We start from the raw sequence: 18,749 nt of genomic DNA on the forward strand, positions 1-18,749 counted from the left end.
GCACATGGCAAGCGCACCCACTGTAGACGCCGCTTTCCTCGACAAGGACGGCAACCCGCTCTTCCATTTGGAACACGAGCCCCATCATCCGGAAGGGTCCAGCACCATGCTGGGCTTCTGGATCTACCTGATGAGCGATTGCCTCATCTTCGCCTGCCTCTTCGCCACCTATGCGGTGCTGGGCGGCAGCTATGCGGCGGGGCCAAGCCCGAAGGACCTGTTCGACCTCCCCCTTGTCGCGCTCAACACCGCGATGCTGCTCTTCTCCTCCATCACCTATGGCTTTGCCATGCTGGCGATGGAAAAGAACAGGGTGGCCGCGACGCAGGGCTGGCTGGCTATCACCGGCCTGTTCGGCCTCGCCTTCCTTGGCATCGAACTGTACGAATTTGCCCACCTCATCCATGAAGGCGCGACCCCGATGCGTTCGGGCTTCCTGTCGGCCTTCTTCACGCTGGTGGGCACCCACGGCCTCCACGTCACCTTCGGCATAATCTGGCTGGTGACGCTGATGGTGCAAGTCGCCAAAAAGGGTCTGATCCCTGCCAATCAGCGCCGCCTCATGTGCCTGTCCATGTTCTGGCACTTCCTGGACGTCGTCTGGATCGGCGTTTTCACCTTCGTCTATCTCATGGGGATGCTGCGATGAGCGCGCACGACCAAAGCCATCACGACGATCATCATGGGCACGCGCCTGCCCATGGCACCTTCGGCAGCTACATGATCGGCTTCGGCCTGTCGGTGATCCTGACGGCCATCCCCTTCTGGCTCGTCATGACCGGCGTTCTGGGCGATCCGCAGCTGACCGCCTTCACCATCATGGGCTTTGCGGTGGCGCAGATATTGGTCCACATGATCTACTTCCTGCACATGAACACCCGCTCGGAAGGCGGCTGGACCATGTTGGCGCTGATCTTCACCATCGTGCTGGTCGTCATCACCCTCGCCGGGTCGATCTGGGTCATGTATCATCTCAATCACAATATGATGCCGCAAATGGATATGAGCGTGCATGACATGAGCCAGATGCCGTGACAGGCCACCCGCCCCGCCGCCCGTCGGCGGGGTTCCTGATCCTGTTCTCTCTCGCCGCCGCTTTGGCGGTCGCGGGATTGGTCAGCCTTGGCGTCTGGCAAATCCATCGCCTGGCCTGGAAGCGCGACCTGATCGAAAAGGTCGAAAGCCGGGTCCACGCCACCCTTGTCCCCGCACCTAAGTCCGCAACCGAGGATGACGCCTATCGCCGGGTGGTCGCGACAGGCCATTTCCTGCATGACCGCGCAACACTGGTGCAGGCATCGACAGCGCGAGGCGCAGGCTTTTGGATACTGACCCCGCTTATCACCGATGGCAGCTTCACCCTGCTCGTAAACCGGGGCTTCGTACCGCCGGAAGCGCGCGCCCGCTTTTCCAGACCCGGCGGGCAGGTGCAAGTGACGGGCCTCATGCGCCTCAGCGAACCGGGCGGCGGCTTCCTGCGTTCCAACGATCCTGCCGCAGATCGCTGGTATTCACGCGACGTTGCCGCCATCGCCACCGCGCGCCAGCTTCGCGCGCCGGTCGCCAATTATTTCATCGACGCCGAACGCAACGGCCCGCCAGCATCCTTGCCGATAGGCGGGCTAACCGTCCTCACCTTCCCCAACAGCCATCTTTCCTATGCCCTTACATGGTTCGCGCTGGCGGCGATGGCGGGTGGCGGCTACATCTTCGTCATGCGTCATGAATGGAAGGAAAGGCGGGCATGAAGCATTGGCTTCCCGTCAGCGCGCGTTGGCTGCCCAGCCAGTGGCCCGCCGATGCCGCCGGGCGCAAGAATATGGCATTGCTGGCTCAACTTCGCTGGATTGCCATAGCCGGGCAGGTCGCCACAATCCTGTTCGTCCATTGGGGCATGGGGATCAGCTTGCCGGTCGCCGCCATGCTGCTGGTCGCCTCCATCGCGGCGGCGGTGAATGTCGTCACCTTTGCGACCCTGCGCCGCCGGACGGACGTTGCGCGCGCCGAGCTGTTCCTCGCGCTCGTCTTCGACGTGCTGCTGCTGACCACCCAGCTTTATCTCAGCGGTGGCGCGACCAATCCCTTCATCGCGCTCTACCTGCTTCAGGTGGCGTTGGGCGCGGTGCTGCTCGACCGTTGGAGCATCTGGGGCATCGTCCTCCTCTCCCTGCTCTGCGCCGCGATTCTGTCCGTCGTCTATCGACCGCTGGAACTGACGCACGCGCTGGAGGGTCGCCTCTTCGACCTTCACATCCTCGGCACTTGGATCTGCCTCGCCATGATTGCGGTGCTGCTGGTCCTTTTCATGAGCCGCGTGACCCGCAACCTCCAGGCCCGCGAAGCCTATCTCGCCCAACTACGCCAGCAGGCGGCGGAGGAAGAACATATCGTCCGCATGGGCCTCCTCGCCTCCGGCGCCGCCCACGAACTGGGCACCCCCCTCTCCCAGCTCGCCGTCGTACTAGGCGACTGGCGCCACATGCCCGAAATCACCGCGCACCCCTCGCTTCTCGAGGAAGTCGGCGAGATGCAGACCGCCGTCCAACGCTGCAAACAGATATTGACTGGCATTCTCATATCATCCGGCGAAGCCCGAGGCGAAGCTCCAGAAATCACTTCAATTCGCCACTTCATTGATGCAATCGCCCAAAGCTGGCGCGCCGCCAATCCCGGAATGCCGCTCCACTGCGACTTCGGCCCCCACGATTACCCCCGCATCATCGCCGATCCCGTCATCCGCCAAGCCATCGGCAACCTCCTCGACAATGCCCGCGAAGCCGGCGCCACTTACATCGATCTTCTTGTCGGGCGGGACAGCACAGCCCTCAACATCGCCGTCCGCGACAATGGCAAGGGCTTCAGTGATCAGATGCTCGCCGATTTCGGCAAACCCTACCGCTCCAGCAAAGGCAAACAAGGCAGCGGCCTCGGCCTATTCCTTGTCGTCAACGTCGTACGAAAACTGGGCGGCAACGTCTCCGCCAGCAATGGCGCAGACGGCGGCGCACTCATCCTGCTCCGCTTCCCGCTCAGCACGGTCGCCTTCGAAGAGGAGTTACCCCATGGAGGATGACCGGCTGCTGGTTATTGTCGAGGATGACGAAGCTTTCGCCAAAACCCTGAAGCGCTCCTTCGAACGGCGCGGTTATCAGGTCCTGGCCGCTGACAACCATGCCACCCTGCTCGCCCTGCTGGAGAAACACCATCCCCGCTATGCAGTAGTCGATCTCAAGCTAGCATCCGAGTCCGGCCTGGTTTGCGTCCAGACGCTTCATGCCCATGATCCCGACATGCTGATCGTCGTCCTGACCGGCTTCGCCAGCATCGCGACCGCTGTCGAAGCGATCAAGCTCGGCGCGTCGCATTATCTCGCCAAGCCCTCAAACACGGACGACATCGAAGCAGCATTCGCCCGGTCGACTGGCGACCCATCGACACCCCTCGCCCCACGTCCGACATCGATCAAGACGCTCGAGTGGGAGCATATTCACGAGGTGTTGAAGGACAGCGAATTCAACATATCCGAAGCAGCGCGCCGCCTCGGTATGCATCGCAGGACGTTGGCACGAAAGCTCGCCAAGCGGCAGGTCGGCTGATGCAAAAATGGAGCGGGTGAAGGGAATCGAACCCTCGTCACTTGCTTGGGAAGCAAAAGCTCTACCATTGAGCTACACCCGCAACGCCGCCGGGATTAGCGGCTGATCCGGGGAAGGTCAACGACCTCCCGCAGCCCCGCCAAAAAGCTCCCCGCATGGGTTCTTCTCCCCAAGCCCCTCAAAAATATGCGTTAGTTAATAGAGCGATATGGGCTGAGTGACATATTGACGGTTCACCAGCGGAACGATGAACCGTTCGGGGTGTTTGTCAGTTTTCAGAAGATACAATAACTTAATGGGGAACTTATGAACACGGCGGCGCCGGAGGACTCTGGAAACCGCTTCGAATTGCTTGTCCAGAGCGTTACTGATTACGCGATCTACATGCTCTCAACCAATGGCACGATCGTTAGTTGGAACGCAGGAGCGCGCCGGTTCAAGGGATATGAGGCCGAAGAGATTGTCGGCCAACATTTCTCCCGCTTCTACACCCCGGAAGATCAGGCGGCGGGCATCCCTGCCCTTGCGCTCGAAACAGCAGAGCACGAAGGGCGGTTCGAAGCCGAAGGATGGCGCGTGCGCAAGGATGGCGGGCGCTTTTGGGCAAGCGTCGTCATCGACCCGATCCGCGATTCCGCAGGAAAGTTGATCGGCTTTGCCAAGGTGACGCGCGACCTGACGGAACGGCGCGCGGCCGATGAGGCGCTACGGGCGAGCGAGGAGCGTTTCCGCCTGCTTGTGGAAAGCGTCACGGACTATGCGATTTATATGCTCGACCCGGTGGGCACCATCACAAGCTGGAACGCGGGCGCAGAGCGATTCAAGGGATACACCGCAGACGAGATACTCGGCCAGAATTTCTCCCGCTTCTATTCAGATGAAGACCGTATGGCCGGGATACCCTCCCGCGCTCTGGAAACAGCGACCCGAGAAGGGCGGTTTGAAGCCGAAGGATGGCGCATTCGCAAGGACGGCTCGCGCTTCTGGGCCAATGTCGTCATCGACGCCATTCGCAACCCCATGGGCCACCTCATAGGCTTCGCCAAGATCACGCGCGATCTGACCGAGCGGCGGGAAACTCAACTGGCACTGGAAGAAGCGCGCGAAGCCATTTTTCAGTCGCAGAAAATGGACGCGATCGGCAAGCTGACGGGCGGGGTCGCTCATGATTTCAACAACCTGCTCGCCGTCATCATGGGAAGCCTGGACCTTGCAAGGCAGCGGCTGCAAACCGGAGCCGACATCTCGCGCTATATCGACAATGCGATGACGGCGGCCGATCGCGGGGCCATCTTGACCCAGCGCATGCTGGCCTTTGCCCGGCGTCAGGAGTTGAAACTGGCCAGCATCGATTGCATCGCCCTAGTACGAAACATGGCCGGGCTGCTGAAATCGACCTTGGGCTCGACCGTCACGATCGAGACCCGTTTCCCCCTATCCCTCAGCGCCGCGCATGCTGACCCGGCGCAGCTGGAACTGGCGCTGCTAAACCTTGCTGTAAACGCTCGCGATGCGATGCCGGGCGGCGGCCGGATCATTGTCGAAGGTGCCGAGGCTTATCTTACGGCGGAACAACGGCCCGATTTGCCCTGTGGTCATTATGTCCGTCTTTCGGTCATCGACGAAGGGGAAGGCATGGATGAACATACCCTCGCCCGGGCTCGTGAGCCGTTCTTCACCACCAAAGGCGTAGGCAAGGGCACTGGCCTCGGCCTTTCCATGGTCCACGGCTTTGCCGAGCAGTGCGGCGGGTCGCTGATCATCTCAAGCGAGCCGGGACAGGGCTCGACTGTCTCGCTCTGGCTTCCAGTGGCCGCTGATGAGATTGACGCGGAAGAGGACGAGCGCCAAAGCCCGACCATCGTTGAGCCCACAGATCAACCGCTCGTCATATTGGCAGTCGATGACGATGACTTGGTTCTCACAAACACGGCGGGCATGCTCGAGGAATTGGGACATACCGTGTTTCAGGCAGGGTCCGGAGCGGATGCTCTACGGATGTTAACCGAGGGTGACGTTGATCTTGTCATCACCGACCACGCAATGCCCCATATGACGGGAGCGCAACTGGCAGATGCCCTGACTGAAAGCCATCCCGACCTGCCCGTCATCATCATCACGGGATATGCCGAACTGCCCCCTGGCGCCACAAAACGGCTGAGGCTCGACAAGCCATTCAAACAGGCCGATCTGGCACGCATGGTGGCCTTGGCTCATCATGATCGGGCCGCTGACCGGGTAATTCCGTTTGGGCGATCAGAAGGCTTTTGATCGACCCAATCATTTCTTCAGCGTCTCCCACTTTGGTACGCTAAGGGCGGGCACCCCGCTCACTATCACCATCTATTTTCTCAAAAATGCTGCTATAATGATTAAGTTATGATGCTGGCCGTCCAGAACCGCGGAGTGCGCCCGAGGACATGAATATCACCCCCAATTTTGCCAGTCCGCTTGGCGAATGTCCGGACAACGTCGCCACCCTAAGCCCGACATCCCATTTCTTCACTTCACTGCGTACTCGCCTGCATTATGTCGATTGGGGAAACCGCTCCGCTCCCACATTGATCCTGGTGCATGGCGCCCTGGATCATGCGCGCAGCTGGGATTGGACCGCGCGAGCACTCGCGCGTGACTTCCATGTCGTGGCGCCTGATCTTCGGGGCCATGGCGACAGCGCCTGGTCTACCGAGGGCACCTATTTGATGGCGGACTTCGTCTACGACCTCGCCCAGCTTGTGGAGCAGGTGGGGCGGGACAAGGTTGTGCTGGTGGGCCATTCGTTGGGCGGATCTATCGCCTTGCGCTATGCGGGGCTCTTCCCGGAGCGCGTCGACCGTCTGGTCGCGATCGAGGGGCTGGGCCTTTCCCCGGAGAGGCTTAAGGACAAGGCAGCCCATCCCGCACCCGATCGCTGGCGCGAATGGATCGAGCAGCGCCGCGCGAGCGCTCGCAAGCAGCCGCGTCACTATCCGACGCTCGAGGCGGCAGTCGCGCGCATGCGAGAACGGAACGACCACCTGTCAGGAGAACAAGCGCTGCATCTGACGGTTCATGGCGTGAACCAAAATGAAGATGGCAGCTATGATTGGAAGTTCGATCCCTATCTTCGTCAAACGCCGCCGCAAGACATGGTTGGGGATGATCTACCGCAGTTCTGGTCGCGAGTTCACTGCCCAGTACTCCTTTGCTTGGGTCTGGACAGTTGGGCATCGAATCCGGTGAATGACGGCAGGGCAGCGCACTTCCGTGATGCGCGACTGGTAGAATTTGGCGAAGCCGGACACTGGCTGCACCACGACCAGTTTGACGTATTCCTTGCAGAACTACGCGCCTTCCTTTGATTGGAAGGATGCAATGGCATCAAGATACTGCGCCTTCAATTGCTCTATGAAAGAAGCGGCGGGCTGAATTTTATCGACCGCGCCTATGCCTTGGCCCGCCCCCCAAATGTCGCGCCAGGCCTTTTTCTCATCCTCGGCCATGGCGGCGATATCCATGTCGGCGGCATTCGCCAGCTTGTCGGGGTCCAATCCGGCTGCCGTAATGCTCGGTCTCAGATAATTGCCATGAACGCCCGTGAAGTGATCCGAATAGACGATGTCGGCCGCGCTGCTATCTACGATCATCTGCTTATATTCGGGGTCAGCGTTCGCTTCTTCAGTCGCGATGAAGGCAGAGCCCATATAAGCCAGATCAGCCCCCATCATACGGGCAGCCGCAATCGCTCGGCCGGTTGCGATCGCACCTGACAGGATCAAAGGGCCGTCAAACCATGCGCGGATTTCTTCCACCAGCGCGAACGGCGACAATGTGCCAGCATGGCCCCCGGCCCCCGCAGCAACCGCAATCAGGCCATCTGCTCCCTTTTCGATCGCCTTCCTGGCGAACATATTGTTGATGACGTCGTGGAGCACAAGCCCGCCATAACTGTGGACCGCGTCGTTGACGTCGGGGCGAGCGCCCAGCGAGGTAATCACGATCGGGACACGATATTTGACGCAGAGAGCAAGGTCCTCTTCCAACCGGGCATTCGTCTTGTGAACGATAAGGTTGACCGCGAAAGGCGCGTCATCCTCAGTCAGTTCCCGGTGGAGAAGTTGAAGCCACTCTTCGAACACGCCTGAAGGCCGTGCGTTGAGCGAAGGGAACGAGCCCACGATGCCAGCGCGACATTGAGCGATTACAAGCGCGGGCCGAGAAACGATAAACATCGGAGACGCTATCAGCGGCAGGGATAGACGATCTTCAAGCAGCTTCGGCAAAGTCATCAATCGGCCTTATTCGTCATTAGCTCTGGCACCCCCTATCGGCTGCCACCTTTGGTCTTCGCGATATCGGACACTCGCAATCAGAAACAGCGCTAATCCCGCACAATCTTAAGCAATCTGCGCTCAACGGGCGCGAGAATGCCCTGAAGTTCAGTGCCTCGTTTTAGGATGCCCCCGGCCTCCCCGATCAGCGCCCACATTCCTTGCCGGTGACGGAGCGAAGGTCGCTTCTCGATGCGATATTCCGGGCGTTCGGCAGCCCGCCGAAAGGCAGAAAAAACAGCTGCGTCATGGCCAAGATCAATCGCATAGTCACGCCAATGCCCAGCCGACACCATCCGGCCGTAAAGGTCCATGATGCGCTGCAATTCCAATCGGTCGAACCCCGTCTGCCCCGCCAGATTAGCTGGAGATGGGAACGGGGTCACATTGCTCATCAGGCGCGACCACGCTCCTGGAACAAGGGGATATCATCATCACGGGGTTCATGAGCCCCTTCCTGCCGCTGCTTCAGCAGCTCTGCCAGACGCTTCTGCAACTGCTCGATTTCTTGCTGAAGCTGTTCCAGCTTATATTTTTCCGGATCATGGCAATCGCTACAAGGCGTGCCATAGGGCAGGAACTCGCGCTGATAAGCGGTGACATCGACAACCATTTGCCGAGCCGGAATACCGACCATGATTGCGCCATCGGGCACATTTTTCGTGACCACTGCGTTAGCGCCCACGCGCGCACGCGCACCGACATATACAGGGCCAAGCACCTGAGCGCCCGATCCAACGATAACTCCATCGGCCAGGGTCGGGTGCCGCTTGCCTGCAATGCCGTTCGCGGGATCGGTGCCGCCAAGTGTCACATTCTGATAAAGAGTGACATCGTCACCGATTTCAGCCGTTTCACCAATTACCGTGAAGCCATGGTCAATGAAGAACCGCTTGCCGATGCGTGCACCGGGATGGATGTCGTTGCCGGTGAGAAAGCGGGAAAAATGATTGACCGCGCGCGCCATGAAATAGAGCCGAAGGCCGTAGAGCCTGTGCGCAACGCGATGAAACCCAAGAGCCCACACCCCCGGATACAGGAGGATTTCAGCCCGCGAGCGCGGAGCCGGGTCACGCGATTTGACCGAGTCCAAATAACCAATAAGATTGCGCAGCATGCAGCGGCCCCTGAAAACCGAAGGCTATTACATAGGCCTGCGACAATCCATTTTCCAGATGTGTGGCTATTTCGGCTTCTGACCATAAAACAGAATGTTTCTTGGAGAGCCATGATATACCAAGCAATGCGGTAGACAATCAACAGGGGCCTTTGAATGACCGATCCCATCCTCGCTTATCTCAGCGAACTTCTACCCTTTATCCTGATCGGTTTCGGAGCCCAGATGATCGATGGGGCTTTGGGAATGGCGTACGGCGTGATTTCCAGCACCCTGCTTCTTGCATTGGGCGTGCCGCCCAGCCGGGCATCCGCCAGCGTACACGCTGCGGAAACTTTCACGACCGCTGTCTCGGCCATAAGCCACATCGCCCACCGGAACGTGGATTGGCGGCTATTTTCACGCCTCATCATTCCCGGCGTCATTGGCGGCGTGACAGGAGCCTACATTCTTTCGAACATTGATGGATCAGTGATCAAGCCCTTCGTTCAACTCTATCTGACCGCAATTGGCGTTTATCTGATCTGGCGCGGCTTTCATCTGCCACCTCATCCACGAGACCCGAAGTGGGTGGCGCCGCTTGGCCTCGTCGGCGGTTTCATGGACGCCTCGGGCGGCGGCGGCTGGGGGCCGATCGTCACCTCGAACCTCCTAATCCAAGGCTCCAGTCCTCGTCATACGATCGGCACGGTCAACACCGTCGAGTTCGTGCTGACGCTGGCGATCAGCCTCACCTTCATGCTCCATCTGGGCTGGGAGGCTTTCACGACCTACACCGTCGGTCTGTTGCTCGGAGGCATAATAGCGGCACCCTTTGGCGCAATGCTTGCCCGTCACGTCGCACCTCGCATGCTATTCACAGCGGTTGGTACAATCCTGACGCTCACATCCTTGTTCGGCGTAGCCAAATGGCTTGGATATATCGGCTGACGCTCTTATCTTCGGCTTTCTAATCGAGAAAGGCGATCGATGTCGAGTTACATGCCCACGCTGAAACAGCTGCAATATCTTGTTGCACTGAAGCAGCACGGGCATTTCGGCAAGGCAGCCGACAGCTGCTATGTCACGCAATCAACGCTTTCGGCGGGTATCCGCGAACTGGAATCGCTGATCGGCGTGACGCTGGTTGAACGGACGCGAAGGGTGGTGCGCTTCACCGCTCTGGGCGACCGTATCGTGGAGAAAGCGCATCGCGTTCTGCGCGAAGCGGAGGAACTTGCGGCTATCGCCGAAGCCTCGGGCAAGCCACTCACCGGCGAGTTGCGCATGAGCGTCATCCCGACGATCGCGCCTTTCCTGCTACCTCGCCTGCTCCCCCGCCTGAGAGCGGACAGGCCCGAACTCAAGCTTTACCTTCGGGAGGAGACGACGCAGACGGCTATCGAGTCTCTTCGCCACGGCAATGTGGACTGCGTACTCCTTGCCCTGCCCTTTCCCACCGGCGAGTTGGACAGCGAACTGCTGTTCCAGGACCGGCTATATGTCGCATTCCCTCAAGACGATCCTCGCGACCCGCCCGAGTGGGTGGCGCCTGACATGATCGATGAGACAAAGCTGCTTCTGCTGGAAGACGGGCACTGCCTGAAGGATCATGCGCTCGCGGCATGCAACCGTCCGGAAATCCGTTCGAGCGCCATGATGATGGGCACATCCTTGCATACGCTAGTTCAGATGGTCGATAATGGCCTCGGTATGACGATCATGCCGGAAATGGCCATTACGGGCGGAATATTGGATCACACGCAGATCGCCGTACGGCCTCTGCGATCCGACCGGTCGCACCGTGACATTGCTTTGGTCTGGCGCAAGAATAGTCCGAGGGAAAAGGAATTCCGCCTGCTCGCCGAGCTTCTGCGCGATGCTGCCGATTTGCCGCAATCCAGCGAAGCCGCCTGAACGTCAGCGGGTCCAATCGCGCGCCTTCGCCTCATCCTCAACGCGCGCCTCCACCCAGGCGGCCGCCCCATCGGCAAAATGCTCCTTCTTCCAGAAGGGCGCATCAGATTTCAGCCAATCGATCAGAAAGGCGCAACTTTCCAGCGCGGCCGCCCTGTGACGAGATGCCGTGCCGACAAAAACGATGTGTTCGCCTGGCTTAAGCTTTCCAAAGCGATGGATCACGCGCACGGCCAAAAGCGGCCAACGCGCGGTCGCTTCATCGATTATCCGCTCGACCTGAGCTGCCGTCATCGCCGGATAATGCTGAAGTTCGAGTGAAACTAGCGCATTATCGCCACGCACGACCCCTGTGAAACTGGTAACGGCCCCGCCTCCGGCAGCTTCCAGCCTAGCCAGCTCGGCGCCCACGTCGAAATCCTCAATCTGGATGGCAACGCGCTTCATCCGCCAGTGACCGGTGGAAAAATCGCTAGCTCTTTCGCTTCCCCGATCAACGTGTCGAGTGGCACAAAGCGCTGATCCAACGCCGCGCGCAGCCGCCCCGTATCACCCAAAGCTTCAGCATAGCAGCCTCCCCGTTCCGCAAGCTGCGCGATCAAATTTGCGACACTCATATCGGCGGCGGGCCGGTCGACCTGTTCACCATCGCAGCCGATGATTTCTCGGACCCAGGCGAAATAGAGGATTTCGAGTTTAACCACGCATCAGTCCATATGCTTGATACCGACCCGCAGATAGTCCCAACCGGTGATCAAAGTCAGGATAGCGGCGGCCCAGAGGGTCACGATGCCCAGCAACTGAACCAAGGGGAATGCAGGCACCGCGCCTGCCAGGATCAGGGCTCCGAGAGCTATCAACTGAAAAGTGGTTTTCCACTTGGCCAGGCGGGACACCGGCACCGAAACCTGAAGTCCTGCTAAAAATTCACGCAGCCCCGACACGGCGATTTCACGCAACAGAATGATCATGGCGGCAGCGATGTGAATACCCGCGATATCTCGAGTGGCAGCCAACATCAGGATGACTGCGCCGACCATGATCTTGTCGGCGATGGGATCCAGAAAGACGCCAAGTTTCGAAACGGTCCCTTGGGCTCGCGCCAGATAGCCGTCGAAATAGTCCGTGATGCCCATCAGGCAATAAAGCCCGAAGGCAAAGGCATAGCCCGTCGTCCAGCGAGCGCCGACCTCTGCGGGCCAGAGCAACGCGACAAGCAGCGGGACGGTCAATATCCGCGAAAGCGTCAGCAGATTGGGGAGCGTCAGCATGGCGGCGGACTGCCACAGTCCGCCGCGTTGCACAAGCAGCGGTAACAAAGGGCATGATCACTTCTCATTCGGATGCGTTGGACAGCCGACGCGGCAGCCGCTAGACCCCGCTCCGCTCGTCCACAGCGAAGAAGACCTTCTTGCCTATGCAAGCCTCCCTCAGGCTCCTTAACAAGCGACGTTTCCTGCCGCTTTTCATCACTCAATTGCTCGGGGCCTTTAACGACAACCTGTTCAAAAACGCGATGGTGCTGTTCGTCGTGTACAGCGTCTATAATGACGAACGGTCGGAAACCTGGTTCAGCGCGTTGGCGACGGGCATATTCATCCTGCCATTTTTCCTTCTGTCCGCACTGTCCGGCCAACTCGCTGATCAGCGGGACAAGGCCGTCATCATACGCTATGTAAAGGGGGCCGAGATCGCCATTATGCTGATTGGCGCCATGGGCCTGGGGCTGATCTGGAGCGGCATAGCGATCCATGGCGTGGCCATTCCGCTGTTGCTCTGCGCACTCTTTGCGATGGGCGTCCATTCCACCTTCTTCGGCCCGATCAAATACGCCATCCTGCCTCAGCACCTGCATGACGACGAAGTGCTTGGCGGCACCGGTCTGGTAGAGGCCGGAACTTATATCGCCATCCTTGCCGGAACGATCCTGGCGGGCCTCATTCCGGTGGAGGTCGCAGCCATCGGCATCGTCCTGACAGCATTGATCGGCTATGTGGCAGGCCGGGAAGTGCCAGCCGCGCCTTCGTTGCTGGAACGGCAGCCGATTGACTTTCACATCATCCGATCATCGATCGCGCTGGTGCGGGGTACAATGCATATCCGGCGCCTCTATCTGGCCATCATGGCAATCAGCGTGTTCTGGGCCGTCGGCTCAATTCTGTTCATCCAGTTCCCACCGCTCGTCAAAAATGTGCTGGCGGCGGATAAGTCGGTGGCCAGCCTGTTCCTCGCGATTTTTTCCGTGGGTATCGCGATTGGGTCGATCGCGATCAACCGGCTGCTGCAGGGACATGTGTCGGCGCGTTACGCCCCCGCATCCGTCATTGGCATGGGTCTCTGCATCGTAGCGTTTCACATTGTGTGCGATCTATGGACACCCGACGAAAGCGGCGCGATGCTTTCGCTCAAGGGCTTTCTTGCCCATCCTCTGGCGCTAGCATTATCGGCATGCCTGCTTGGTGTGGCGACATTCGGCGGCATGTTCGTGGTCCCGCTTTATGCATTCCTTACGACGACGGTCGAAAAGTGCGAAGCTGCCCGCACCGTAGCCGCAAACAACATCGTCAATTCAGGGGCCATGGTTCTGGGATCATTTTTTGCGATTGGCCTCAGCATCGCAGGCATGTCTGTGATCGACCAGCTTTTGCTGGTGGCGGCACTATGCCTCCCCTGCGCCTGGATCGCATGGACGCTTCACAAAGCCTGCGACTGAGGACCCCGGATCAGAAGATGAAGCTGTAGAAAGCCGTAAAAAATGCGCAGAAGCTGAGAACAAACAGCTTCCAGTCACTCTCATCCGAGGCAGGGGCCGAAGCGTCCTTCACCTTCAGGACATGACGAGGCAGCCGCTGACGAAAGGGATGACGGGCAGCTTCGTTCGTAAGGATAAGCGGACGCGTTCGCATGGCATCGAGTTAACGCCTGATTCACCATTTCGGCCACCCATTATCGTGGTTAACCCGAGAGTGTCCCGCGACAGGACGCTATTGACTGTATCAATCTGACAATACAGCATGCTGGAGCCAATGAAAGATCCCCTCCCCGCGCCTCAGCCCGATCAGCCACCCCGCGAGTTCGGAGCAGGGCCACCCAGTTCCTTCGCTCCATCCACGCCATGGCGAAGGCGGCTGCATGTCACGGGATGGATCGTCGCTGGACTGCTCGCACTGCTGATGATCGTGATCACATGGCTGGCAGTCACCGCGCCGCTTTCACGGTCGTTGAAGCCGATCGCGCCGCCTAGCGTCAGCCTCATGTCCGCCGACGGTCATCTCATCGCCCGTCGCGGCGCGATAATCGATCGCCCCGTTTCGATGGCAGATCTGCCCAAACATGTGCCTCAAGCTTTCATGGCGATCGAAGACAGGCGCTTTTACAGCCACTGGGGCGTCGATCCGCGAGGCATAGTACGAGCCGCCTGGCATAATCTATGGTCGGACGGTTCGTCTCAGGGAGGGAGTACCATCACCCAGCAGCTTGCCAAGGGTGTGTTCCTTTCCAGCGACCGAACTTTCGGACGAAAAGCGCGGGAGGCGCTGATTGCCTTCTGGCTGGAAGCATGGCTGACCAAGGATCAGATTTTCGAACGTTATCTGTCGAACGTCTATTTCGGCGACAATGTCTACGGATTGCGCGCGGCTTCGCTGCACTATTTCAGCCGCCAGCCCGAACGGCTCACCATTCCGCAGGCCGCTATGCTCGCGGGATTGCTGAAGGCGCCATCTCGCCTCGCGCCGACCACGAATCTGAAAGGAGCACGGGAGCGCGCCGCCCTCGTGACGCAGGCGATGGTGGACGCTGGCTATATCAGCAAGGCCGAACGCAACGGGCTGCGTCCAGCGCGGCTGGACGTGCGTGAAACGCCCGATTCGACGACCGGCACCTATTTCGCCGACTGGGTGCTACCCGAGGCACGTGACCGCGCGGGCGCGGTTTATGGAGCGCAGACTGTTCCAACGACGCTCGACTGGCGGATCCAGCGCCTGGCCGAAGCCGCAATTCGCCGAGCGCCTCTGGGTCAAGCCGAAGCAGCTCTGGTGGCGATGAAGCCCGACGGCAGCGTTGTAGCCATGGTCGGCGGCAAAAATTATCGCGCGAGCAGCTTCAACCGGGCCGTGCAGGCAAAGCGGCAGCCCGGATCAACTTTCAAACTCTTCGTATATCTGGCCGCATTCCGATCCGGAATGACGCCGGAGGATTTTATCGAGGACACGCCGATCACCAGCGGGACCTATCGGCCCGCCAACCACGGCGGTAAATATCGCGGGCGCATCACCTTGCGTCAGGCATTCGCGGCGTCGAGCAACGTGGCGGCAGTCAGATTGACACAAAAGGTGGGCGTCGACGCTGTCATAAAGGTGGCGCGCGACCTGGGCATCACGGCACCGCTGACAGAAGATCTCAGCCTTGCGCTGGGCACGTCCGAAATTCCCCTCATCCAGCTCGCGCAGGCTTATGCCACCGTAGCTGCGGGTGCCTATCCCGTCATCGCCCACGGCCTGCCTCCTGAAGAACAGGGGTGGTTCGGCCGCCTGATGAGCCGTCAGCGTCACTTCAGCCAGGATCAGCTTGAGATGATCCGCGATCTGTTGTCGTCGGCCGCAAACCGGGGAACGGGCAGCGCAGCGGCACTTCGCACCAGCACATTCGGTAAGACCGGGACTACACAGGACAGCCGCGACGCGATCTTTGTTGGCTATGCCGGTGGACTGGTGACGGCCGTCTGGATCGGCAAAGATGATAACTCTCCCCTTCCAGGCGGCGCGGCAGGTGGCGGTGTGCCTGCGCGCATCTGGCGGAACTTCATGGCCGATGCGATCAACGAACCTGTCGAAACACCCCCCGAGCAACAGGATAGCGACCTAATCAACGCGATCGCGAATGTGACGGTGGAAGGGGGCCTGGGTAATATGAGCCTGGGCGTCGATGACAATGGTGTGTCGGTCAACATAGGCCCTAATCAGCTGCGCCTGCCCATCGGCCAACCTGAAGCGCCACCCTCCCCCGCCGTCCCCCCTACGCCGCCGCCGCCGCCGCCGCGGACCGTGCCGACACAGCCGACCGATGAAGGCCAGGAACCTTGACGTGATTGACGGGTGAACTCGGCTGGCGGCATGCTGCGGCGCGACGACATGCCGCTGATGCCGCAGCCAAGCTGCGAATAATCTACCGATGATGTCTGCGGCCTTTCTCATGCGCCCTAGCTGTCCTAAAGGGGAAGCATGAGCGCCCCCCTCTACAACAAGGACATATTGCGCCTCGCCGCCAGTATCCCGCATCATCGGCGACTGGCACAGCCGCATGCAAGTGTGGAAAAGCGATCCCCCACTTGCGGGTCACGCGTGACAGTAGATGTTAGGATGGAAGGCGGAAAGCTGGTTGAACTCGGTCTGGATGTCAAAGCCTGCGCACTCGGCCAGGCTTCGGCTTCGCTGATGTCGGCTCGGGCAATTGGTCTGACAGCGGCCGAACTCGGGACCGCGCGAGACAAGCTAACCGCCTATCTCTCTGGCGAAAGCGATGATCTGAATTTCTGGCCGGGCTTGAGCGTTCTCGCTCCAGCCCGGGGATATCCGGCTCGGCACGCTTCCATCCGCCTGAGTTTCGAGGCGGTGGCAGAAGCTGCACGCGCGGCAGAGGCTTGATGCCTGCTCCCCCTGCTGCGGCCGCGCACACGCCTCTTAACGCGACCGACCTTCTGCTGACCGAAGGCGTAATCCTGCTGGGCGCGGCGGTGCTGTTCGTCATGCTGTTTCGCCGCTTCGGCCTTGGCGCAGTGCTGGGCTATCTGGTTGCCGGTGCATTGGTCGGCCCACAAGGCCTTGGCCTTGTAGGCGGGGCGGAATCGAAGCTCGCGATTGCCGAAATCGGCATTGTTTTACTGCTTTTCCTCGTCGGCCTTGAACTGCACCCAGCACGGCTCTGGCGATTGAAACGCGACATCTTTGCCCTCGGCCTTGCCCAAGTGGTGCTCTGCGGCTTGGCTTTGACCGCGATCATCTATTTTTCGACCGGCTTCACCTGGGGCGCAGCTATTGCGCTCGGCCTCCCCTTGGCGCTGTCTTCCACGGCACAGGTTCTGCCCAGCCTTAAAAGCAGTGGACGCATCAACTCTCCTTTTGGTGAGAAAGTCTTTTCGATCCTGCTTTTTCAGGATCTGTCGATCGTCCCGCTGATCACCATCGTGGCGGCATTGTCACGCAACCCCGCAGACGTTGGAGGCCCTCCAGGCATCCAGCTTGCGGGCTATACGGTTGCTGCCATCGCAGGACTGGTACTGGCTGGGCGTTTCATCCTGCGCCCTTTGCTTCAGCTGGTGGGACGGTTGGGCGAGCGTGAATTATTCGTGGCAGTCGGATTGTTCACGGTTCTTGCCGCTGCTGCCCTTATGCATGCGCTTCACCTGTCCACGGCGCTGGGCGCGTTCGTCGCGGGCGTGATGCTGGCCGACTCTCCCTACCGGCATGAAATCGAATCGGATGTAGAACCATTCCGGTCGATCCTGCTGGGTCTGTTCTTCCTCGCGGTCGGCATGGTGCTGGACCTGCATGCCGTCGCGGCGAACCCCTTGTTCGTCATCGGCATGGCGGCGATGCTCGTTATCACAAAGGCATTGCTGATCACCGGCCTTGCCCGGCTGTTCGGCATGGAATGGACGCAGGCGATCGGCGCGGGCCTGTTGCTCAGCCAGGGCGGCGAATTCGGCTTTGTTCTTTTCGCCCAGGCGCAAAACGCCCTTTTGATAGCTCCTCAGGGCGCAAGCCTGTTCAGCGCGATTGTGACCTTTTCCATGGCCACGACGCCATTTCTCATGCTCTTTGCCCGAAGGTTGGAGTTCGCGCCGCCGAAAGGTCAGCGGAATCCCGCTGGCCCGGACGAGGCAACGCGCGGAACCGCGATTATCGTGGGTTATGGGCGTTTCGGGCAGACTGTCGCCCAGATGCTGATGGGGCATGGGTTCGAGGTCGTTCTGATCGACAAGAAGCCCGCCCAGATCGAGGTGTCGAGCCGGTTCGACATGAAAGTCTATTATGGCGACGGCACGCGAATCGATTTGCTCCGCCGGTCCGGCGCCGAAGAAGCCCGTTTGATCGCTTTTTGCCATGACGATCCGTCGCTGGACAGCCGCGTACTGGAACCTATCGCCGAGGCATTTCCGCAGGCGGCACTGCTCGTTCGCGCCTTCGACCGGCGGCAGTTGCTCGCGTTGAAGGATATGGATCTTGCAGGGATTGTCCGCGAGGTTTTCGAATCCGCCATTTGCATGGGAATCCAGGCGATGGACACGCTGGGCGTGCCACAGGCGGAAATAGAAGAGGTTGAACGCCAATATCGCGAAAATGATGATCAGCGGCTGACGGTTCAGGGGGAGCAAGGGACGTTGCTGGCCGCCAAGGAACTGATGTTCAGGCCCGGCAGGCGGATGCGCCTGATGGCTCGGGGTGAAGAAGAGGAAAACGCATGATCCCGGTCCTGGCCTCGCTTTCAGCAGCGCTCGCCATCGCTGCTGGCGCTTTCGGTGCCCATGGCGCATCCAGCCATGAAGCGGCCGAATGGTTGCGGACTGGCGGCTTATATCAGTTGATCCACGCGGTTGCCGCGTTGACGCTAGCCAATGGCGCGCGCGGTCCGGCGTTGCTGCTTCTGGTGGGCGCCGCGATCTTCGCGTTGACCCTCTATGCCATGGCCATGGGAGGTCCCCGCTGGCTAGGCGCTGTGACGCCTATTGGTGGCACGTTGATGATTGCGGGGTGGTTGTGGGCGGCTTGGGTCTATTGGCGCGGCTGACAGGCCGCCCTTGCCCCCAAACCCGCCCACGCATAGATTGAC

Annotated in this window: 21 protein-coding genes and 1 tRNA gene; 14 read left to right on the top strand and 8 right to left on the bottom strand. The window is 60.0% G+C overall.

Translation table 11 applies throughout. The annotated features are described in order from the left end of the window. The first annotated feature begins 4 nt into the window (after window positions 1–4). The 5 genes from cyoC to ACZ5TB_RS05780 are packed head-to-tail and all read left to right on the top strand — an operon-like array spanning window position 5 to window position 3,596. A complete protein-coding gene (gene cyoC, locus ACZ5TB_RS05760) occupies window positions 5–649 on the top strand; it encodes a cytochrome o ubiquinol oxidase subunit III (RefSeq protein WP_464792341.1) in 645 nt (214 codons plus the stop codon). Beyond that, window positions 646–1,035: a cytochrome o ubiquinol oxidase subunit IV gene (cyoD, locus tag ACZ5TB_RS05765; RefSeq protein ID WP_464792342.1), complete on the top strand. Its 390-nt coding sequence runs from the start codon at window positions 646–648 to the stop codon at window positions 1,033–1,035. The genes cyoC and cyoD overlap by 4 nt, the downstream gene beginning before the upstream one ends. Then, a complete protein-coding gene (locus ACZ5TB_RS05770; protein WP_464792343.1) occupies window positions 1,032–1,748 on the top strand; it encodes an SURF1 family protein in 717 nt (238 codons plus the stop codon). Before cyoD ends, ACZ5TB_RS05770 begins: the two co-directional genes overlap by 4 nt. Next, window positions 1,745–3,073 carry an ATP-binding protein gene (locus ACZ5TB_RS05775; protein WP_464792344.1) on the top strand — a complete coding sequence of 443 codons (1,329 nt, stop codon included), beginning with the start codon at window positions 1,745–1,747 and terminating at the stop codon, window positions 3,071–3,073. Before ACZ5TB_RS05770 ends, ACZ5TB_RS05775 begins: the two co-directional genes overlap by 4 nt. Continuing rightward, window positions 3,063–3,596, top strand: a complete 534-nt coding sequence (locus ACZ5TB_RS05780; RefSeq protein ID WP_464792345.1) for a response regulator transcription factor — start codon at window positions 3,063–3,065, stop codon at window positions 3,594–3,596. The genes ACZ5TB_RS05775 and ACZ5TB_RS05780 overlap by 11 nt, the downstream gene beginning before the upstream one ends. 8 nt (window positions 3,597–3,604) lie before the next feature. Here ACZ5TB_RS05780 and ACZ5TB_RS05785 read toward each other — a convergent pair. Further along, window positions 3,605–3,678: transfer RNA gene (locus tag ACZ5TB_RS05785), tRNA-Gly, on the bottom strand. Window positions 3,679–3,902: 224 nt separating this feature from the next. Here ACZ5TB_RS05785 and ACZ5TB_RS05790 point away from each other — a divergent pair. Together ACZ5TB_RS05790 and ACZ5TB_RS05795 are read left to right on the top strand one after the other, a co-directional pair. Beyond that, entirely contained in the window at window positions 3,903–5,867 is a 1,965-nt protein-coding gene (locus ACZ5TB_RS05790) for a hybrid sensor histidine kinase/response regulator (RefSeq protein WP_464779748.1), read from the top strand. A 149-nt stretch (window positions 5,868–6,016) separates the two neighbouring features. Beyond that, window positions 6,017–6,937, top strand: a complete 921-nt coding sequence (locus ACZ5TB_RS05795; protein ID WP_464779749.1) for an alpha/beta fold hydrolase — start codon at window positions 6,017–6,019, stop codon at window positions 6,935–6,937. On the opposite strand, the gene ACZ5TB_RS05800 is transcribed toward ACZ5TB_RS05795, so the two are convergent. From ACZ5TB_RS05800 to epsC, 3 genes are all read right to left on the bottom strand, one after another. Continuing rightward, window positions 6,920–7,864 (bottom strand): NAD(P)H-dependent flavin oxidoreductase, encoded by a 945-nt coding sequence (locus tag ACZ5TB_RS05800; RefSeq protein WP_464779750.1) that lies wholly within the window; start codon window positions 7,862–7,864, stop codon window positions 6,920–6,922. The genes ACZ5TB_RS05795 and ACZ5TB_RS05800 overlap by 18 nt on opposite strands. Before the next feature lie 92 nt (window positions 7,865–7,956). Then, window positions 7,957–8,301: a DUF2794 domain-containing protein gene (locus tag ACZ5TB_RS05805; protein ID WP_196226357.1), complete on the bottom strand. Its 345-nt coding sequence runs from the start codon at window positions 8,299–8,301 to the stop codon at window positions 7,957–7,959. Beyond that, complete coding sequence (gene epsC / locus ACZ5TB_RS05810; protein ID WP_464792346.1) at window positions 8,301–9,023, bottom strand: serine O-acetyltransferase EpsC; 723 nt, start codon at window positions 9,021–9,023, stop codon at window positions 8,301–8,303. Before epsC ends, ACZ5TB_RS05805 begins: the two co-directional genes overlap by 1 nt. Window positions 9,024–9,179: 156 nt before the next feature. Here epsC and ACZ5TB_RS05815 point away from each other — a divergent pair, with 156 nt between their 5' ends. Together ACZ5TB_RS05815 and ACZ5TB_RS05820 are read left to right on the top strand one after the other, a co-directional pair. Then, the gene (locus tag ACZ5TB_RS05815) at window positions 9,180–9,953 is read left to right on the top strand and encodes a sulfite exporter TauE/SafE family protein (protein ID WP_464792347.1); all 774 of its coding nucleotides are present in this window, start codon (window positions 9,180–9,182) and stop codon (window positions 9,951–9,953) included. 39 nt (window positions 9,954–9,992) lie between these two features. Then, entirely contained in the window at window positions 9,993–10,919 is a 927-nt protein-coding gene (locus tag ACZ5TB_RS05820) for a hydrogen peroxide-inducible genes activator (protein WP_464779754.1), read from the top strand. A gap of 3 nt (window positions 10,920–10,922) precedes the next feature. On the opposite strand, the gene ACZ5TB_RS05825 is transcribed toward ACZ5TB_RS05820, so the two are convergent. From ACZ5TB_RS05825 to pgsA, 3 genes are read right to left on the bottom strand one after another with little or no spacing between them, the layout of a single operon-like run. Next, window positions 10,923–11,366 (bottom strand): molybdenum cofactor biosynthesis protein MoaE, encoded by a 444-nt coding sequence (locus ACZ5TB_RS05825; RefSeq protein ID WP_464792348.1) that lies wholly within the window; start codon window positions 11,364–11,366, stop codon window positions 10,923–10,925. Next, entirely contained in the window at window positions 11,363–11,623 is a 261-nt protein-coding gene (locus ACZ5TB_RS05830) for a MoaD/ThiS family protein (RefSeq protein ID WP_464792349.1), read from the bottom strand. Before ACZ5TB_RS05830 ends, ACZ5TB_RS05825 begins: the two co-directional genes overlap by 4 nt. 3 nt (window positions 11,624–11,626) lie before the next feature. After that, a complete protein-coding gene (gene pgsA, locus ACZ5TB_RS05835; RefSeq protein WP_460987868.1) occupies window positions 11,627–12,190 on the bottom strand; it encodes a CDP-diacylglycerol--glycerol-3-phosphate 3-phosphatidyltransferase in 564 nt (187 codons plus the stop codon). Between the two features lie 146 nt (window positions 12,191–12,336). On the opposite strand from pgsA, the gene ACZ5TB_RS05840 reads away from it, so the two are divergent. Beyond that, the gene (locus tag ACZ5TB_RS05840; RefSeq protein WP_464792350.1) at window positions 12,337–13,632 is read left to right on the top strand and encodes an MFS transporter; all 1,296 of its coding nucleotides are present in this window, start codon (window positions 12,337–12,339) and stop codon (window positions 13,630–13,632) included. A 10-nt stretch (window positions 13,633–13,642) separates the two neighbouring features. Here ACZ5TB_RS05840 and ACZ5TB_RS05845 read toward each other — a convergent pair whose 3' ends face one another. Next, window positions 13,643–13,825, bottom strand: a complete 183-nt coding sequence (locus ACZ5TB_RS05845) for a hypothetical protein (protein WP_464779758.1) — start codon at window positions 13,823–13,825, stop codon at window positions 13,643–13,645. Between the two features lie 108 nt (window positions 13,826–13,933). Between ACZ5TB_RS05845 and ACZ5TB_RS05850 the strand changes: the two genes are divergently transcribed. From ACZ5TB_RS05850 to ACZ5TB_RS05865, 4 genes are all read left to right on the top strand, one after another. Continuing rightward, window positions 13,934–16,003: a transglycosylase domain-containing protein gene (locus ACZ5TB_RS05850; protein ID WP_464792351.1), complete on the top strand. Its 2,070-nt coding sequence runs from the start codon at window positions 13,934–13,936 to the stop codon at window positions 16,001–16,003. Window positions 16,004–16,141: 138 nt separating this feature from the next. Beyond that, window positions 16,142–16,564, top strand: a complete 423-nt coding sequence (locus ACZ5TB_RS05855; RefSeq protein ID WP_464792352.1) for an iron-sulfur cluster assembly scaffold protein — start codon at window positions 16,142–16,144, stop codon at window positions 16,562–16,564. Next, a complete protein-coding gene (locus ACZ5TB_RS05860; protein WP_464792353.1) occupies window positions 16,564–18,384 on the top strand; it encodes a cation:proton antiporter domain-containing protein in 1,821 nt (606 codons plus the stop codon). Before ACZ5TB_RS05855 ends, ACZ5TB_RS05860 begins: the two co-directional genes overlap by 1 nt. Next, window positions 18,381–18,707 (top strand): DUF423 domain-containing protein, encoded by a 327-nt coding sequence (locus ACZ5TB_RS05865; protein ID WP_464792354.1) that lies wholly within the window; start codon window positions 18,381–18,383, stop codon window positions 18,705–18,707. The genes ACZ5TB_RS05860 and ACZ5TB_RS05865 overlap by 4 nt, the downstream gene beginning before the upstream one ends. The last annotated feature ends 42 nt before the right edge of the window (window positions 18,708–18,749 follow it).

This window comes from Sphingobium sp. TomTYG74 (genome assembly GCF_055393875.1).

Bases quoted from the DNA above. Each gene is read 5' to 3' on its own strand.
- ACZ5TB_RS05825 (WP_464792348.1), bottom strand. From the start codon at position 11,366: ATGAAGCGCGTTGCCATCCAGATTGAGGATTTCGACGTGGGCGCCGAG.
- ACZ5TB_RS05860 (WP_464792353.1), top strand. From the start codon at position 16,564: ATGCCTGCTCCCCCTGCTGCGGCCGCGCACACGCCTCTTAACGCGACC.
- ACZ5TB_RS05865 (WP_464792354.1), top strand. From the start codon at position 18,381: ATGATCCCGGTCCTGGCCTCGCTTTCAGCAGCGCTCGCCATCGCTGCT.
- ACZ5TB_RS05845 (WP_464779758.1), bottom strand. From the start codon at position 13,825: ATGCGAACGCGTCCGCTTATCCTTACGAACGAAGCTGCCCGTCATCCC.
- ACZ5TB_RS05790 (WP_464779748.1), top strand. From the start codon at position 3,903: ATGAACACGGCGGCGCCGGAGGACTCTGGAAACCGCTTCGAATTGCTT.
- ACZ5TB_RS05780 (WP_464792345.1), top strand. From the start codon at position 3,063: ATGGAGGATGACCGGCTGCTGGTTATTGTCGAGGATGACGAAGCTTTC.
- epsC (WP_464792346.1), bottom strand. From the start codon at position 9,023: ATGCTGCGCAATCTTATTGGTTATTTGGACTCGGTCAAATCGCGTGAC.
- ACZ5TB_RS05795 (WP_464779749.1), top strand. From the start codon at position 6,017: ATGAATATCACCCCCAATTTTGCCAGTCCGCTTGGCGAATGTCCGGAC.
- ACZ5TB_RS05820 (WP_464779754.1), top strand. From the start codon at position 9,993: ATGTCGAGTTACATGCCCACGCTGAAACAGCTGCAATATCTTGTTGCA.
- cyoD (WP_464792342.1), top strand. From the start codon at position 646: ATGAGCGCGCACGACCAAAGCCATCACGACGATCATCATGGGCACGCG.
- ACZ5TB_RS05815 (WP_464792347.1), top strand. From the start codon at position 9,180: ATGACCGATCCCATCCTCGCTTATCTCAGCGAACTTCTACCCTTTATC.
- ACZ5TB_RS05855 (WP_464792352.1), top strand. From the start codon at position 16,142: ATGAGCGCCCCCCTCTACAACAAGGACATATTGCGCCTCGCCGCCAGT.
- pgsA (WP_460987868.1), bottom strand. From the start codon at position 12,190: ATGCTGACGCTCCCCAATCTGCTGACGCTTTCGCGGATATTGACCGTC.
- ACZ5TB_RS05840 (WP_464792350.1), top strand. From the start codon at position 12,337: ATGCAAGCCTCCCTCAGGCTCCTTAACAAGCGACGTTTCCTGCCGCTT.
- ACZ5TB_RS05775 (WP_464792344.1), top strand. From the start codon at position 1,745: ATGAAGCATTGGCTTCCCGTCAGCGCGCGTTGGCTGCCCAGCCAGTGG.
- ACZ5TB_RS05850 (WP_464792351.1), top strand. From the start codon at position 13,934: ATGCTGGAGCCAATGAAAGATCCCCTCCCCGCGCCTCAGCCCGATCAG.
- ACZ5TB_RS05805 (WP_196226357.1), bottom strand. From the start codon at position 8,301: ATGAGCAATGTGACCCCGTTCCCATCTCCAGCTAATCTGGCGGGGCAG.
- cyoC (WP_464792341.1), top strand. From the start codon at position 5: ATGGCAAGCGCACCCACTGTAGACGCCGCTTTCCTCGACAAGGACGGC.
- ACZ5TB_RS05800 (WP_464779750.1), bottom strand. From the start codon at position 7,864: ATGACTTTGCCGAAGCTGCTTGAAGATCGTCTATCCCTGCCGCTGATA.